Origin of the sequence: Streptomyces sp. NPDC006516 (genome assembly GCF_040611875.1) — a bacterium.
Lineage (GTDB): Bacteria > Actinomycetota > Actinomycetes > Streptomycetales > Streptomycetaceae > Streptomyces.
In genome coordinates this window covers 1-13,946 of the sequence record NZ_JBEXPD010000017.1, presented here as the reverse complement: position 1 = coordinate 13,946, position 13,946 = coordinate 1, and the positions used below count along the sequence as shown (strand labels likewise).

General features: G+C 69.8%; 9 protein-coding genes. 2 read left to right on the top strand and 7 right to left on the bottom strand.

Going from position 1 to position 13,946, the window contains the following annotated elements; all coding sequences use genetic code 11:
* Positions 1-2: 2 nt before the first annotated feature.
* From ABZY45_RS31345 to ABZY45_RS31335, 3 genes are all read right to left on the bottom strand, one after another.
* Positions 3-1,520, bottom strand: a complete 1,518-nt coding sequence (locus ABZY45_RS31345; RefSeq protein WP_356745468.1) for a VCBS repeat-containing protein — start codon at positions 1,518-1,520, stop codon at positions 3-5.
* 344 nt (positions 1,521-1,864) lie between these two features.
* Positions 1,865-3,391, bottom strand: a complete 1,527-nt coding sequence (locus ABZY45_RS31340) for a VCBS repeat-containing protein (RefSeq protein ID WP_356745466.1) — start codon at positions 3,389-3,391, stop codon at positions 1,865-1,867.
* 833 nt (positions 3,392-4,224) lie between these two features.
* Positions 4,225-4,998 (bottom strand): calcium-binding protein, encoded by a 774-nt coding sequence (locus ABZY45_RS31335; RefSeq protein WP_356745464.1) that lies wholly within the window; start codon positions 4,996-4,998, stop codon positions 4,225-4,227.
* A gap of 402 nt (positions 4,999-5,400) precedes the next feature.
* On the opposite strand from ABZY45_RS31335, the gene ABZY45_RS31330 reads away from it, so the two are divergent.
* Positions 5,401-6,006, top strand: coding sequence for a lytic polysaccharide monooxygenase (locus ABZY45_RS31330; protein ID WP_356745653.1), 606 nt, complete (start codon positions 5,401-5,403; stop codon positions 6,004-6,006).
* 520 nt (positions 6,007-6,526) lie between these two features.
* Here the strand turns inward: ABZY45_RS31330 and ABZY45_RS31325 are convergent.
* From ABZY45_RS31325 to ABZY45_RS31310, 4 genes are all read right to left on the bottom strand, one after another.
* Positions 6,527-7,831: a BNR-4 repeat-containing protein gene (locus ABZY45_RS31325; RefSeq protein ID WP_356745462.1), complete on the bottom strand. Its 1,305-nt coding sequence runs from the start codon at positions 7,829-7,831 to the stop codon at positions 6,527-6,529.
* Between the two features lie 156 nt (positions 7,832-7,987).
* Positions 7,988-9,289 carry an ABC transporter substrate-binding protein gene (locus ABZY45_RS31320; RefSeq protein WP_356745460.1) on the bottom strand — a complete coding sequence of 434 codons (1,302 nt, stop codon included), beginning with the start codon at positions 9,287-9,289 and terminating at the stop codon, positions 7,988-7,990.
* A 61-nt stretch (positions 9,290-9,350) separates the two neighbouring features.
* Positions 9,351-10,271 carry a carbohydrate ABC transporter permease gene (locus ABZY45_RS31315; RefSeq protein ID WP_356745458.1) on the bottom strand — a complete coding sequence of 307 codons (921 nt, stop codon included), beginning with the start codon at positions 10,269-10,271 and terminating at the stop codon, positions 9,351-9,353.
* Entirely contained in the window at positions 10,271-11,197 is a 927-nt protein-coding gene (locus ABZY45_RS31310) for a sugar ABC transporter permease (RefSeq protein WP_356745456.1), read from the bottom strand. Before ABZY45_RS31310 ends, ABZY45_RS31315 begins: the two co-directional genes overlap by 1 nt.
* A 340-nt stretch (positions 11,198-11,537) precedes the next feature.
* Here ABZY45_RS31310 and ABZY45_RS31305 point away from each other — a divergent pair, with 340 nt between their 5' ends.
* Positions 11,538-13,826 carry an FAD-dependent oxidoreductase gene (locus ABZY45_RS31305; protein WP_356745454.1) on the top strand — a complete coding sequence of 763 codons (2,289 nt, stop codon included), beginning with the start codon at positions 11,538-11,540 and terminating at the stop codon, positions 13,824-13,826.
* Positions 13,827-13,946: the final 120 nt, after the last annotated feature.

Here is a 13,946-nt window from a genome sequence, read left to right as displayed (position 1 = left end):
CGTCAACGGGTCACGGCTCCGAACGCGACATCGCCCGTGGGGACGCCGTCCCAGCCGGGCTTGAAGGTGCGGGTGGGCGCGCCGCCTGAGGCCACGTTCCAGCTGAAGGAGTGGACGGCGTGTTCCGCGGCGGGCCCGTAGGGCATGCCCACGTACAGGGCTGACGGGGTGGCGCCCAGGCTCATTCCGGCGAGCTGGCGGGGTGCGGGTTCTCCGGGGATACCCCAGCCCGGGTCGATCCAGGCGTCGGAGGCGCCGGCCGCGCCGACGAGCGGGAAGATCTGCACTCCGCCCTTGTCCATGTGTTCCTCGGAGGCCTCCTCGCCCGGCACGCCGACCGCGAGGCGGACGGTGGTGGCCGAAGCGGTGCTGTTGGGTGCGGTGTTGACCGCGGCGAGGCGCTGTCCGAAGAAGTCCGCGGCCTCGGTCTGGTCCTCGGCGTCGGCGGTGTTCTGGTCGAGCCAGTAGACCTGCGTGAAGGTCCCGGTGGCCGTGATGCGGAAGACCTGGACGGCTCCCGCGTCGACGGTCGTGGCCAGGTCCTCGCCGGGGACGCCGACGGCGAGCAGGGACTCGGTCGTCGAGGTGGCGCCCGAGGGCCGGTACGGGGCCATGGCGAGCGCGGTACCGAAACCGTCGCCCGGCTCCTCGGCGCCCTGGATGACGTCCTGGTCCTGAGCCAGGCCGACCAGCGGCTTGGGAAGGCCGGAGACGAGCGTGTGACTGAAGACCGCGACGCCTCCGGCGAACGGCACGGTGCCTATCGCCTCCCCGGGCGCTCCCACGGCGAAGTGAGTCGGGGTGGCCGCGAACGACGAGCCGAAACGGTCGTCCACCTCCATCTCCCCCGGCACCGGCCCGGCGGTGGTCGTGTCCTGGTTGACTCCGACGACGGTGGCCGCGTCGGCGGAGACGTAGAAGAAGGCACCGGCGTCCTCGACCGTCCCCAGCGCTTCACCGGGGGCGCCGATCAGCAGGTACGACGTGCCCGCCGCGGTCTTTCCTCCGGCCAGGGCGTAGCCGACCCAGTCCCCCGTCTCCCTGCCCCCGCCGAGCGACGCGGTCGCGCCCTGGGAGTGCTCCTTGACGGCTTTCCCGCCGGCGGGCCCGGCCGCCGAACCGTAGACGATCTGGACCAGGCCCGCGTCGCGGACGGTGACGTCGCCCACGGCGAGGTCCTCGTACGGGAGGCCGACGGCGATGTCACTGCACCCGTCGGCGTCCGCGTCGTAGACGGCGAAGGAGAAGCCGAACCTGTCGTCGGGCTCGGCGCCCCCCGGAACGTTCGGAGTCTCCTGGGACAGTTGCATGCTGCCCTTGTCGCCGCCGTAGACGATGTGGATCAGACCGGCGCCCCGGACGTTGTTGACGGTCCCCTCCGGGTCGGCGATCACGGTGTCCCTGACGCCGTCCCCGTTGAAGTCGGAGTCCACGCCCGAGCATCCGGCGGCCAGGGCGGTGGCGGGTGCCGTGAAGGGCGCTCCCGGGCCGAAGCCCAGGGCAAATGCGGTCAGCAACACGGCACTTGCGGCGAGCGCTGTTCTTCCTCTGGCCGTACGCCTCGGTGGGCGCATCGGACTGGTCACAGAAATGGTTCCTCCCCTGATCGTTCCGGCTCGCCGTCGGCCGGAGGTTCCCGAAACGGCATCGGGCATGGTGGTGACAGTCGTCTCGCGACGGCGTCGGACGGCGCTCATGGGTGTGGCAGGCGTGGCGGGTACGAACGGCGCGAGAACACACGCGCCGGCAGAAGGCCGGGCGGGCGGCACGAGGCCGTACGGCATTCACCGCCGCACCGATTCCGAGGGGCACTGTCGCGCGGGGTGCACGACGGCATGTGCCGTGCACCCACCGGCGCCCCGTATCAGCTCAGTTGGACACCGAAGGCAACGGCGTCGGCCGGGATACCGCCTTCACCGGGGCGCCAGGTCTGCGTGGGCGCGCCGCCGTTCGGGGTGTTCCAGGGAAACGCGTGGACGGCTCTGTTCCCTGCGGGACCGTAGGGGACGCCGACGTACAGCGATGTCGGGCTGGAACCGAGGCCCATGCCGGTGAGCATGCGGGGCGCGCGGACGGCGGGAACGCCGTCGCCGGGTGAGATCCAGCTGTCACCGGCGCCGGGCTCACCGAGCAGCGGGAAGATGTGGACGCCGCCCTCCTCCGGGTACTCCTCGGTCAGCTCCTCGCCGGGCGCCGCCACGGCGAGTCGCATCGTCGCCGCGGTGCCCGTGGCGGTCGGGGCGGTATTGGCCGCGGTGAGGCGCTGTCCGAAGAAGTCGCCCGCCTCGGCCGAGCCTTCGACGTCGGGCTGGTTCTGGTCGATCCACTTGAGGTGCTGGAGGGTTCCGTCCGCCTTGATGTGGTACGTGTGGACGGCTCCGGCGTCGACCGTGGCGGCCAGATCCTCACCGGGAACGCCGACCGCGAGAAGCGAGTCGTTGTTCGCGGTCGCTCCGGCGGGACGGTAGGGAGCCATCGCCAGGGAAAGGCCGTACTGGTCGCCGGTCTGCGCGGTGGTGTCACCGCTGCCGCTGCGGCCCTGCCCCATGCCGAAGAGCGGGGCCGGGATGCCGTCCGTGTTGATCGAGGGCCGGAATGCGATGACAGCCCCGGCGAACTCGACGTTCTGGGACGTGGTGGCGATGGATTCGCCGGGCGCGCCGACGACGAAGTGGCGGTCCGTCGCCGCGATCGACGCGCCGAAGCGGTCGTTGGGCTCGGGATCCTCCCAGACGCCCGCCGAGTCCTGCGCGACGTGGGCCACGTTGTACCCGGTGCCGTAGACATGGTGGAACATCCCCATGTCCTTGCCTTCGGCACCGTCCTCGCCGGGCGCTCCGATGACGAGGAAGGGGATGCCGCTGGCCGATGTGCCCGCGGCGACGGCGTATCCGACCCAGTCCTCCGCCTCGTAGCCGCCACCCAGTTTGCCGTCGGCTCCCTGCCGGAAACCGATGGTGCCGAGTCCTCCGGATGCGATGCCGGTGGGCGAGCCGTAGATGAGGTGGACGAGCCCCGCGTCCTTGACCGGGCCTTCCGCCACGTTTATGTCCTCGAACGGGATGCCCACCGCGATGTCGCTGCAGCCGTCGAGATTGGCGTCGTACACGACGTAGGAGAAGCCGAAGCGGTCGTCGGTCTCGGCGCCGTCCGAGACGTTCGGGGAGTCCTGCGACAGCAGGAACGTTCCCTTGCCTCCCCCGTAGACGATGTGGATCTGCCCTGCACGTTCCTTGCCCGAGACCGTGGCCTCGGGGTCGGCGACGACGGTGTCGCGGATCCCGTCCCCGTTGAAGTCGTGCTGCGCCCCGGCGCAGCCCGCGGCGGCGACCGCCTGCGGAACCGGCAGCGCTCCTGGACCGAGCAGCGTGAAGGCTGCCACCAGTGTCATACCGGCCACGACGCGGCCGCCCCGTCTGCCCGCGCGAACCATCATCAAGCCCCCCGCCCCCTGCGCACGACGCTCATCGAACGTCCGCGGCCTCCCCGACTGATACCCCCGCCTGGCCTGCTGCGCTGCACGCCGCGCCAAGGTCCCGCACACCACGAAGTCCCTAGGGTGGATGCGGCGATTCACATGATCGACGAAGGCTGACGGGACTCTGCCACGCGTCACAGGGAATGCACAAGAACACATGTCCGACATCAACTCATCGGTAACAATCACGACTCCGTCACAGCCGATTCACCCAAGGGTCATGATTTCGCCACGTCGGCGGCACCACCTGGGTCGGCACAACACAGTGCGGCCAAGCCCACTCGGGGCTTGACCGCACAGGGGCCTGGCCGGCCTGGCCGCACATGGTTGGCCGCACGGGGGCTTGACCACACAGGCGGATCAGCAGAACGCGCATCGCGGACGGGCCACCCCGCGCCGAGGCCCGCGCCGAGGCCCGGTGCGGGGGTGGTCCCGGTGGCGGGCGTCAACCGCGGCGCGGTGGAGGTCCGCCCGGCGTCGGCCGTCGGCCGCGTACCCGGCCGGATCCACCACTGCGAGCCTCATGCGCATGAGCACGCGTCGAGAGGAGGCGGGTGGGTGCTTGCCAGGAAGCTGCTCAGGAAATCGGCCCTGACGCCCGTCGCGTGATGCTGTCGCCTTCCGTCTGCCGCCTGTCGCAGTCGGGGTCGCCAGGCGGTGATTCAGCGCCCGCCTCGCTGTTCGCGCCGCAGGCCGGAGCCTTCGGGAACTTCGGTGCCTCGGGGTCTTCGGGCAGAGAGCGGCGGTTACGGCAGGACGATGTCGCGGCCGTCCCCGCCGTCGAGGGCGTCCTTCCCGGTGCCACCACAGACGAGGTCGTCGCCGCCTTCCCCGTGCACCATGTCGTCGCCCGAGCCGCCGAGCAGGATGTCCCGGCCGTCCCCACCCATGACGTGGTCGTCGCCGGAGCCGGCGTACACGGTGTCGTCACCGCCGTAGCCCTCGATCATGTCGTCGCCTCGGCCGCCCCACATCCGCTGGTTCTCGCTGTCGCCCATCAGGTGATCCATGCCGTCCCCGCCGTGCAGGGCCGCGGGCCCCATGACCATGTCGTTCCCCGCGTCGCCCAGCACCGTGCGGGCGGTGTGGGCGTGCAGTTCGTCGTCGCCGGCGCCGCCGCTGACCCTGTTCATGCCGGGCGTGAAGGCGGCGATCGTGTCGTCGCCGTCGCCGAGGAAGACGTCGATCCTGTCGGGCCGTGCGCTGTCGGCGGGCAGTTCGCAGACGACGGCGGTGGTGTCCTCGGCGCCGGCGTACGCGCAGTGCTCGCCGGGTTCCAGCGGGACAACGTCTCTGAAGCCGATCCGGCGGATCCCGTCGCTGGTGTACATCGGGTAGATGCTGAGGTCGTTGGCCTGGCCCGCAGCGGCGGTGAAGACGATCGTCCGGGTCTCCCAGTCACCCCCGACGCGCGCCTTCACTTCGGAGGCGGAGGCGGAGGCGACTGCAGGGCCGACGGCGAGGCCGGCTGATAACAGGGTCACGGTGACGGCGCTGACGACGGCTCGGTTCCGGTTCATGGGACCTCATCCCGGGGGGGGGTGACGGTGGACCGATCTCCCCGGCGCCGCTCGGACCTGTCCGGCGTGGTGCTGCCGGGTACGGAGGGGACCGGGGAATGAAGGCAGTCTCCTCGGTTGGTCCGGATCCGCAAGAGCGCAAACCGACGCGGCGCCACGGCGAGCCGGTCTCCCTCCCGACATGACGGCGAGGACGGCCATCCCGCTCACGGCACATCCCCTGCCCACCCGATTTGTGATCAACTTGGTTGGTTTTATTGACACTTCACGCGAACGTCGTACCGTTGGGAGCGCTCCCATCACAGCCTTGCCACTGGAAGGAGTTCCCCCCACATGCACAACAAGATTCCGTTGACCAGGCGTTCGAGGTCGTACCTCCGCCGGCCCCTCCAGGCGTTCGTCATGCTGTTCGCCGTTCTCGCCGGCGCGCTGGCCTGGTCGACCCCCGCCCAGGCCCACGGCACGATCGTCGGCCCCGCCACCCGCGCCTACCAGTGCTGGAAGACGTGGGGCAGCAACCACATGGACCCGGCCATGCAAACGCAGGACCCCATGTGCTGGCAGGCCTGGCAGAGCAATTCCGACACCATGTGGAACTGGATGAGCGCTCTGCGCGACGGCCTCGGCGGCCAGTTCCAGGCGAAGACCCCCGACGGGACGCTCTGCAGCAACAACCTGTCCCGGAACGCCAGCCTGAACAAGCCCGGGGCGTGGAAGACCACCACGGTCGGCAACAACTTCTCGGTGCACCTGTACGACCAGGCGTCCCACGGTGCCGACTACTTCAAGGTCTACGTGAGCAAGCAGGGCTTCGACCCCAAGACCCAGACCCTGGGCTGGGGCAACCTCGACTTCATCACGCAGACCGGTCGCTACGCGCCGGCGAACGACATCACGTTCCCCGTCCAGACCTCCGGCTACACCGGACACCACATCGTGTTCGTGATCTGGCAGGCCTCACATCTCGACCAGGCCTACATGTGGTGCAGCGACGTGAACTTCAGCTGAGCTCAGGAGCACCACACATGGCACCGGTCCCGGGCGGCGCCCCCGAGGCGCCGTCCGGCCGACCGAAAGGGAAGTCGCGCAGTTCAGCGGCCGAATCCCTCTGATCGTTGCAGGTCACCGAGTTGACTGGTCTCTTCTGTGACATCTGACCGGTGTGTTGTCGTGCCCCTGAGAGAACAGGGGCACGACACTTCTTTGCATCCGAGGTTGAGGGGGCTCGCCGGCCACGGATGTCAGCAGGTGCGGGGGTTGGGCGTTCGCCCCCTTACCGGAGAATTCGCGAGCGGAACAACGCCGTCGCATGCCGGGGCGCGACCCCGCCGTGCCCCCGGTCGGGGGTCGGGGCGGCTCCGAGAGCTCCAGGTGGGTGCCGCCGCTACGGCCCTGAGGTCGCCGGCGGCGGCGTCACGGACGGTTCGATCGTCGAGCGGACGCATATCCGCGTCGTGCCCGGCCCGCCTGGGCTGTCCGTACGGCCGTGACCTCCCCTCGTACGGACAGCGACGAGCAACAGGACGTGTCAACGGGTCGCGTAGTAGAGGGTGTTGTGTGCCGTGTCCGGAACGTAAAGCACATCGCGCCCGTCCGGGTCCCGGCGCACCGCGAGCCGGTCCGCGGTCACGCCCGGCGTGGCGGACTGCGCGGTCCAGGCCCCGGATGCCGACTGCGTCGCGGAGAAGACCCGGTCGGTGCCGGAGGTGGTCACGTAGTAGATCCGCTTGGTGTCCGTCTCGTCCCAGGTGATACCGAGGGCCGCCGCGGTCTGTCCGCCCGCGTACACGGTCTTGCCGACCCAGCCGCCACCGCTCGGATAGGCGTAGTACACGCGGAAGTGACCACCGCTGTCCGCCGAGCGGTAGCGGTAGGCGATCTTCGGGGTGGAGCCGTCGAGGGTGAGCTTGGCGCTCTGCACGGCCGGGCCCGTGTAGGCGTTGTCGGCACTCCACTCCTCGCCCGCGGTGAGGTCCTGGACGACGTCGGAGGTGGCGGGCGTGACCGGGGTGGTGACGGTCGTGTTCGTACTGTCCGCGAAGGCGCCGGTCGACGGGTCGTAGGACAGGTACGAGAGCTGGTGGCGGAACGCGGTCGCCGGCGCCTTCGCCCACTCGTAGAGCAGGTGCACGCGGCCGGAGGCGTCCACCGTGATGTCGTCGGGGTACACGGAGCGGTACAGCGCACTCGCGAAGGTCGCGGCGACGCTCCAGCGGGAGTTGGCGTTGTCCCAGCGGTACAGCTTGCCGGGGCGCTGGTCGGAGCCGGTGCCGACGCGGGCGGCCAGGTACAGGTCGCCGTTGGGCGCGGTGGTGACGACCGGGTAGGTGACGCCCACACCCTGATCGGGCAGTTCGGATGCGTGGTCGGTGACGTCGCCGCCGGGGGCATCGGTGCGGAAGTAGCGCCACGAGTTGGCGTGCATGGAGGTGAAGACGTGCAGGCGGCCGTTGCCGTCGCGGGCGATCGACGGCTGGTTGTGGCCGTTGTCGTCGGGGAACTCGGCCTGCTGCCCGTCGCTGTTCAGCAGCGGGAGCCGGCTCCAGAGCCCGTCCGGGTCGCGCCGTGCGATGGCGGGCCGGTGCGTCGCCGCCGTCGAACCCGGCTCGTTGAAGGCGAAGTACGTGTACTGCCCCCGGCCCTTGTACGTGGCGACCGGCGTCCACCAGGCAGCCTGGTTCGACGCGTCCATCGTGTACGGGACCTTCTCGATCACGGTCGCCTCGGCTGCAGTGGTCTGCGCGGTGCCCGCCCCGGCTGCCGGGGCCGGCAGGAGGAGAGCGGCCAGGGCCGCGGCCGATGCGGTGTACGTGCGTACCGTGGGACGTCGCAAGATGAGCTCCTTCACGGGTGCGGGCGCGTGGCGCGGGAGATGACGCGCACGGCAGGCCCGGGAGCCGGCCGGCGCGGTCGTCGTGCGGGGTGGGGTACGAAGCGGGGCCCGGCGTCGCGTGCGGCGCTCGCCGGGCCCGGACCACGGTGCTCGGCCTCAGCGCTTGATGAGTGCGGCGGCCTCCTCGCCGGCCTGCCTCATCGCGTCCTTCGGCTTCGACGTGCCGACGAGGACCGCCTGTACCTGCTTGGCGACGGCCTCCTCGATCTGGGCGTTCTGCGCGAACTGCCAGAAAGGACTGCCGGTCGCCGTCCTGGTGATCTTCTGGGTCCACTCCGTGGTGAAGGTGTCCTTGGCGACCTCAGGAGCGGCCAGGCCCGCAGTGGTGGACGGCGGCAGTGCGCGTGCGGCGAAGTACTCGGAGGTGGTGGCACGGTCGGTGGTGGTGTGCAGCGCGAACTCGGTCGCCGCGTCCTGTCCCTTGCCCTTCACGATCGCGATCACGCCACCCCACAGCAGCGCCTGCGGCGTGTCCCCGGCCTTGAGCACCGGGCGCTCCATCGGTTGCATGGCGTCGGCCAGCGTCTTGTCCTTGGACTGGGCGGAGGTCACGCCCTTGCCGATGATCGCGTCGTCGTAGAAGGCCGCCTTGCCCTGCCCGAACAGGGCGCGCGCGTCGAAGCGGTCCACGTCGGCGGCGATCAGCTTTTCGTCGTGCAGCTTCTTGTACCAGGTGACCGCGTCGACCGAGGCGTCGTCGCCTATCGTGACCTTCCCGCCGTCGAGCATCGTGCAGCCGAAGGTCTGCATCCACGGGAAGATGTCCTTGAGCTGCGCGACCTTGGTGGCGGCGGCATACGGCACGACACCTCCCCCGAGCCCCTTCAGCTCCCGCAGCGCGGCCTCGAACTCCTCGACGGTGGTGGGGTGCTTCTTGATCCCCGCCTTCTCCAGGAGCTGCGAGTTGGCGATCACACCGATCGATCCGGTGTTCCACGGCAGCCCGTACTGCTTGCCGTCGCAGACGCCGCTCTTGAGCGCCACGTCCGTGTAACCGGCCTGCCCGGCCACCGATCCGAGGTCTGCCAGCTTGCCCATCTGCGCCATCGCGGCGAGCCAGGCTATGTCGAGGTGCACCGCTCCCGTCGTCTCCCCGCCGCCCAGCTTGAGGGTGAGCTGGCTCAGGTACTCGTTGTACGGGTACGACACCGCACGGATCGTCGACTTCTCGGCCTTCTCCCACGCCGCGATGATCTTCTCGATCGAGGGCTTGGCAGCCTCCTCGTTGAGCGACCAGGAGGTGAAGTCGAAGTCCTTGGACTTCGGGTCTCCGCCGTTCGACGCGGAGCCGGCGCCGGACGGCGCACAGGCGCCGAGCACACCGGCGCCCGCTACACCGAGCGCGCCGATGCCGAACATGCGCAGCGCGCCGCGCCGGCTGATGCCAGAGGTGGTCATGATCTCTCCATGGGAGTGAGCGGGAGGGCAAGTGGAGGGAAGCCGGGCTGACCTTGCGGGTTCAGCTCTTGACCGAGCCGGCGGTCATGCCGCCGACGAGGTAGCGCTGCAGGAACATGAAGGCGACGATCACCGGGACGGACACCACGAGCGAGGCCGCCATCAGCTGGGGCCAGGCAGTCTGGAACTCGCCGATGTAGGTGGAGACGAGTCCGGGGGGCAGGGTCTGCTTCTCCTTGTCGGCCAGGGTCAGCGCGAAGATGAAGTCGTTCCAGCCGCGTACGAAGGCGAAGAGCCCGGCGGCGATCATCCCCGGCGCGGCCAGCGGCGCCACGATGGAGTGCAGCGTCCGCCACCGGGACGCGCCGTCGATGGACGCCGCTTCCAGCAGGGCGTCCGGGATGGTGTCGAAGATGCCCTTCAGCATCCAGACGCACAGCGGCATGGTGAACGTGGTGAAGGAGAGCACCAGGGCGGTGTACGTGTTGAGCATGCCGAAGCTGGAGAAGACGGTGTACAGCGTCACGAGCAGAAGCGCCTGGGGGAACATCTGGGAGGCCAGCACCAGGTGCATCAGCGACCGCCGCCCGCGATAGCGGAACTTGGAGAACGAGTAGCCCATGTACGTGGCGACGACCACGCTCAGCACGGCGGTGATCGAGGCCACGACGAGCGAGTTGATCATGTAATCGATCAGCTGGTCGTTCTTGGCCAGGGCCGTGAAGTTGCTGAGGGTGAGATCGGTGGGTATCAGTTTCGGCGGGAACTGGAAGGTCGACTCGGGGGTGCTCAGCGCGGTGGCGAGCAGCCAGTAGACCGGCAGCAGGCCGAAGGCACCGATGACGACGACCGCGCTCCAGGCGGCGATCCGCGAGCGCAGCAGGTCCTTGCGCACACGGCGCCGGGTGCTGCGCCCGGCCCGCGTGGCGGACGGCTGCGGCCGGCCGACGGCGGGCGCAGGGGTGGAGGTGGTGGAGGTCATCAGGCGTCGCCCTTCCGCTCGGTGATCCTGAGGTAGACGGCGACGAGCAGGAGCAGGAGCAGCATCCACAGTCCGCCCAGTGCGGTGGCCCGGCCGATGTCGAAGCCCTTGAACGCGGTCTGGTACACGGCGGTCGCGAACGTCTCGGTGGTACCGGCGGGCCCGCCGCCGGTGAGGACGTAGATGGTGTCGAAGTGCTGGAAGTTCCAGATGAACTCCAGCAGCAGCACGATCGAGGCGACACCGCGGACCTGCGGCCAGGTGACTGCGAAGAAGCGCCGGATCGATCCCGCCCCGTCCATCGAGGCCGCCTCGTGCAGTTCCTTGGGCACGGTCTGCAGACCGGCGAGGAGCATCACCATCATCCAGGGGAAGCTGGCCCAGGTCTTCGTGACGATGACGGCGAGCATCGCGGTGCCGGGCCGGCCGAGCCAGGCCACGGACTCGTCGATGAATCCGGCTTCCATGAGGACGCCGTTGAGCACCCCGTAGTTCGCGTTGAAGATCCACATCCAGAGGAAGGAGACCACCACGCCCGGAATCACCCAGGGGAACAGGAACAGCCCGCGCAGGAAGCCGCTGCCCTTGAGTCCCGTGTTCAGCGCGAGCGCGAGTGCGAAGCCGATCACGAAGGGGACGAGCGTCGCGCCGACGGTGAAGACCAGCGTCTGCTCGAGGATGGTGAGGAAGTCGCCGTCCAGCCAGTAGGCGAAGTTGTCCAGGCCGACGAACTCCCGGCCCGCGAGCCGCAGATCCTGCCTGAAGAAGCCGGTGAACAGCGCCGACAGCAGCGGGTAGAAGATGATCGCCGCGAACAGGGCGAGTCCCGGCGCGGTCAGCAGCAGGGCGAACGCACCGTTGGAGAGCCGCCCCCCGGCCTGCTCGCGCGGCGGGGGCGCCTTCTGGGGAGGTGCGGCCGTACTCATGGGTCTGTCCTCTCAAGTGGTGGCGGGAGCGCCGGAGCCCTGCGTGTGTGCCGCCACTGCGATGAATACAAGTTGCAGCATGCGGGATCGTTCTCCATATCGTGCGACGGCGTCAACCCTTTTCGTCGGTGAATCGCCGATTCTGTGCCGGACCGGCGAACACGCCCCACCTGCCCCGAACTTGCACTTCGGCTCACGACAGCCGGGTCGGTGGCCGCAACCGGAACTTACAGCGGATCCCAAGGGTTGAACAGTGGTTGCACAATATGGATGTGATGTACGTTCAAGGCCGCCCGCTGTGGCGGGGAGTATCCGAGCTTCACACCGAGGAGGCCGCACCGTGCGGGAAGAAGAGGTCCATTACGACATCGCCGTGATCGGCGGCGGATTGGCGGGGACCTGCGCGGCCATCGCCGCGGCTCGGCTCGGCCGGCGCGTCGCCCTGGTCAACAACCGGCCCGTCCTGGGTGGCAACGCCAGCAGCGAGATCCGTGTCTGGGTCTGCGGCGCCACCGCACACGGCGTGCACCGCTGGGCCCGCGAGACCGGGATCATGGGCGAGTTGTACACCGAGAACCAGTACCGCAACCCCGAGGGCAACCCCTACTACTGGGACCAGGTCGTCCTCGACGCCGTCCTCGCCGAACCGAACATCGATCTGTACCTCAACACCGACGTACGCGAGGTCGACGCGAGCGGCCCCGAGGACAGCCGTGAGGTGCACTCCTGCACCGGCTGGATGATGGGCTCGGAGCGCCGCATCACCTTCCACGCGCGCCAGTTCCTCGACTGCACCGGAGACGGCCTTCTCGGCCACCTCGCCGGCGCCCGCTACCGCATCGGCCGTGAGGCGCGGACCGAGTTCGACGAGCCCTGGGCACCGTCCGAGGCCGACCAGGCGCTGCTCGGCTCGACGACCCTCTTCCACACCAGGGACACGGGCCGGCCGGTGAAGTTCGTACCGCCCGCCTACGCCAAGGACCTGTCGACAACCCCCATCCTGCGCAACCGCATCCTGCGCACCGGCGACAACGGCTGCGACTACTGGTGGATCGAGTGGGGCGGCGAACTCGACACCGTCCACGACAACGAGCGCATCCGCGACGAGCTCCAGGCCGTGATCATGGGTGTCTGGGACCACATCAAGAACTCCGGCCAGTTCCCGGACGCGGCGAACCTCACCCTGGAATGGGTCGGCAGCCTCCCCGGCAAGCGCGAGTACCGCCGCTTCCTCGGCGATCACGTCCTCACCCAGCAGGACATCCTGGAGCAGCGCCAGTTCGAGGACCGGATCGCCTTCGGCGGCTGGTCCGTCGACCTCCACCCCGTACAGGGCATGTACGCCGAGGAACCCGGCGCGCGGCAGCGGTACGCGGACGGCATCTTCCACATCCCCCTGCGCTCCCTCTACTCGGCGAACGTCAGGAACCTGCACTTCGCCGGGCGCAACATCTCCGCCACCCATATCGCTTTCGGGGCCACCCGCGTCATGGCCACCTGCGCGACACTCGGCGAGGCAGCGGGTACCGCCGCGGCCCTGTGCGTCGCCGAGAACCTCACGCCGCGGGAACTCGCCACCGAGCGGGCGGACCTGGTGCGCCGCACGCTGCTGCGCCAGGACGCCTCGGTGATCGGCCTCGCCGACGATGACCCCGGCAACCTGGCGCGGACGGCCCGCGTCACCGCCTCGTCCTGCCTGACCCGTCTGGCCGCCGAGCCCACGCAGGACGCAGCCGGCACCCCGTACCCCCTCACCCGCGACCTGGCCCTCCTGCTGCCGGTCGACCCCGCACTCGACGCGGTCGACCTGCTGGTCCACGGCGATCCGAACGGCCGGTCCCGCGAACTCACCGTGGAGCTGTGGAGCACGGGCCGGCCCGAGAACGCGGTCCCCGCCGACCACCTCCTCACGACCACCGTCACCGTCCCGCCCGGCGGCCCCCACTGGGTCACGGCCCGCCTCGACCACCACCCCGACACACCCCGGAACGCGATCCTCATCGTCCGGGCCTGCCCCGGCGCGGCCCTGGTCCTCCTCCCCGAACGCACCGACGGTGTCCTCGCCCTGCGCCGGAAGGCCGAGGGGGACGCGGGCGTCGACCACGACATCCCGGAGGAGGACGGCCAGCCGGTCCTGGAATGGCAGGCCCGCGGCCTGCGCCGGCAGACCTTCGCCTTCCGGGCGGCCCCCGGCACCAGGGCGTTCCACCCAGAACGGGCCGTGGGCGGATACCAGCGTCCCTACGGCGGCCCGCACATGTGGTCCTCCGCGCCGGAGGACGACGCCCGGTGGCTCCGTCTCGACTGGACTGCCGACCAGGAACTCACCCAGATCCGCCTGGTGTTCGACGACGACGTCGACGAGTACCTCAACAACCTGCACCGCCACCGCACCCCGTACGAGGTCATGCCGGAACTCGTACGCGACTACCGCGTCCAGAGCTGCGACGCCTCCGGTACCTGGCACACACTCCTCACGGTGACGGACAACCGGCGCCGCCACCGCGTACACGCGTTGAAGACTCCGGACGGCGGCCCCGTACGCACCGACGCGCTACGGCTCGTGGTCGACGCGACGCACGGGGCGCGGCACGCGCACGTGATCGCCTTCAAGGCGTACGGCCCATAGCCACATGGCGAAGGGGTCCGGTGGACAGCCGCCCCTCGCGGTAGAGCCGGGCGGGATCGGCCCAGCCCTCGTCCAGTGAGGCAAGCAGGGCCTGGCGGGCGACGGGATGCAGGGGGGCGG

Bases quoted from the DNA above. Each gene is read 5' to 3' on its own strand.
- ABZY45_RS31315 (WP_356745458.1), bottom strand. From the start codon at position 10,271: ATGACCTCCACCACCTCCACCCCTGCGCCCGCCGTCGGCCGGCCGCAG.
- ABZY45_RS31310 (WP_356745456.1), bottom strand. From the start codon at position 11,197: ATGAGTACGGCCGCACCTCCCCAGAAGGCGCCCCCGCCGCGCGAGCAG.
- ABZY45_RS31340 (WP_356745466.1), bottom strand. From the start codon at position 3,391: ATGACACTGGTGGCAGCCTTCACGCTGCTCGGTCCAGGAGCGCTGCCG.
- ABZY45_RS31320 (WP_356745460.1), bottom strand. From the start codon at position 9,289: ATGACCACCTCTGGCATCAGCCGGCGCGGCGCGCTGCGCATGTTCGGC.
- ABZY45_RS31330 (WP_356745653.1), top strand. From the start codon at position 5,401: ATGCTGTTCGCCGTTCTCGCCGGCGCGCTGGCCTGGTCGACCCCCGCC.
- ABZY45_RS31335 (WP_356745464.1), bottom strand. From the start codon at position 4,998: ATGAACCGGAACCGAGCCGTCGTCAGCGCCGTCACCGTGACCCTGTTA.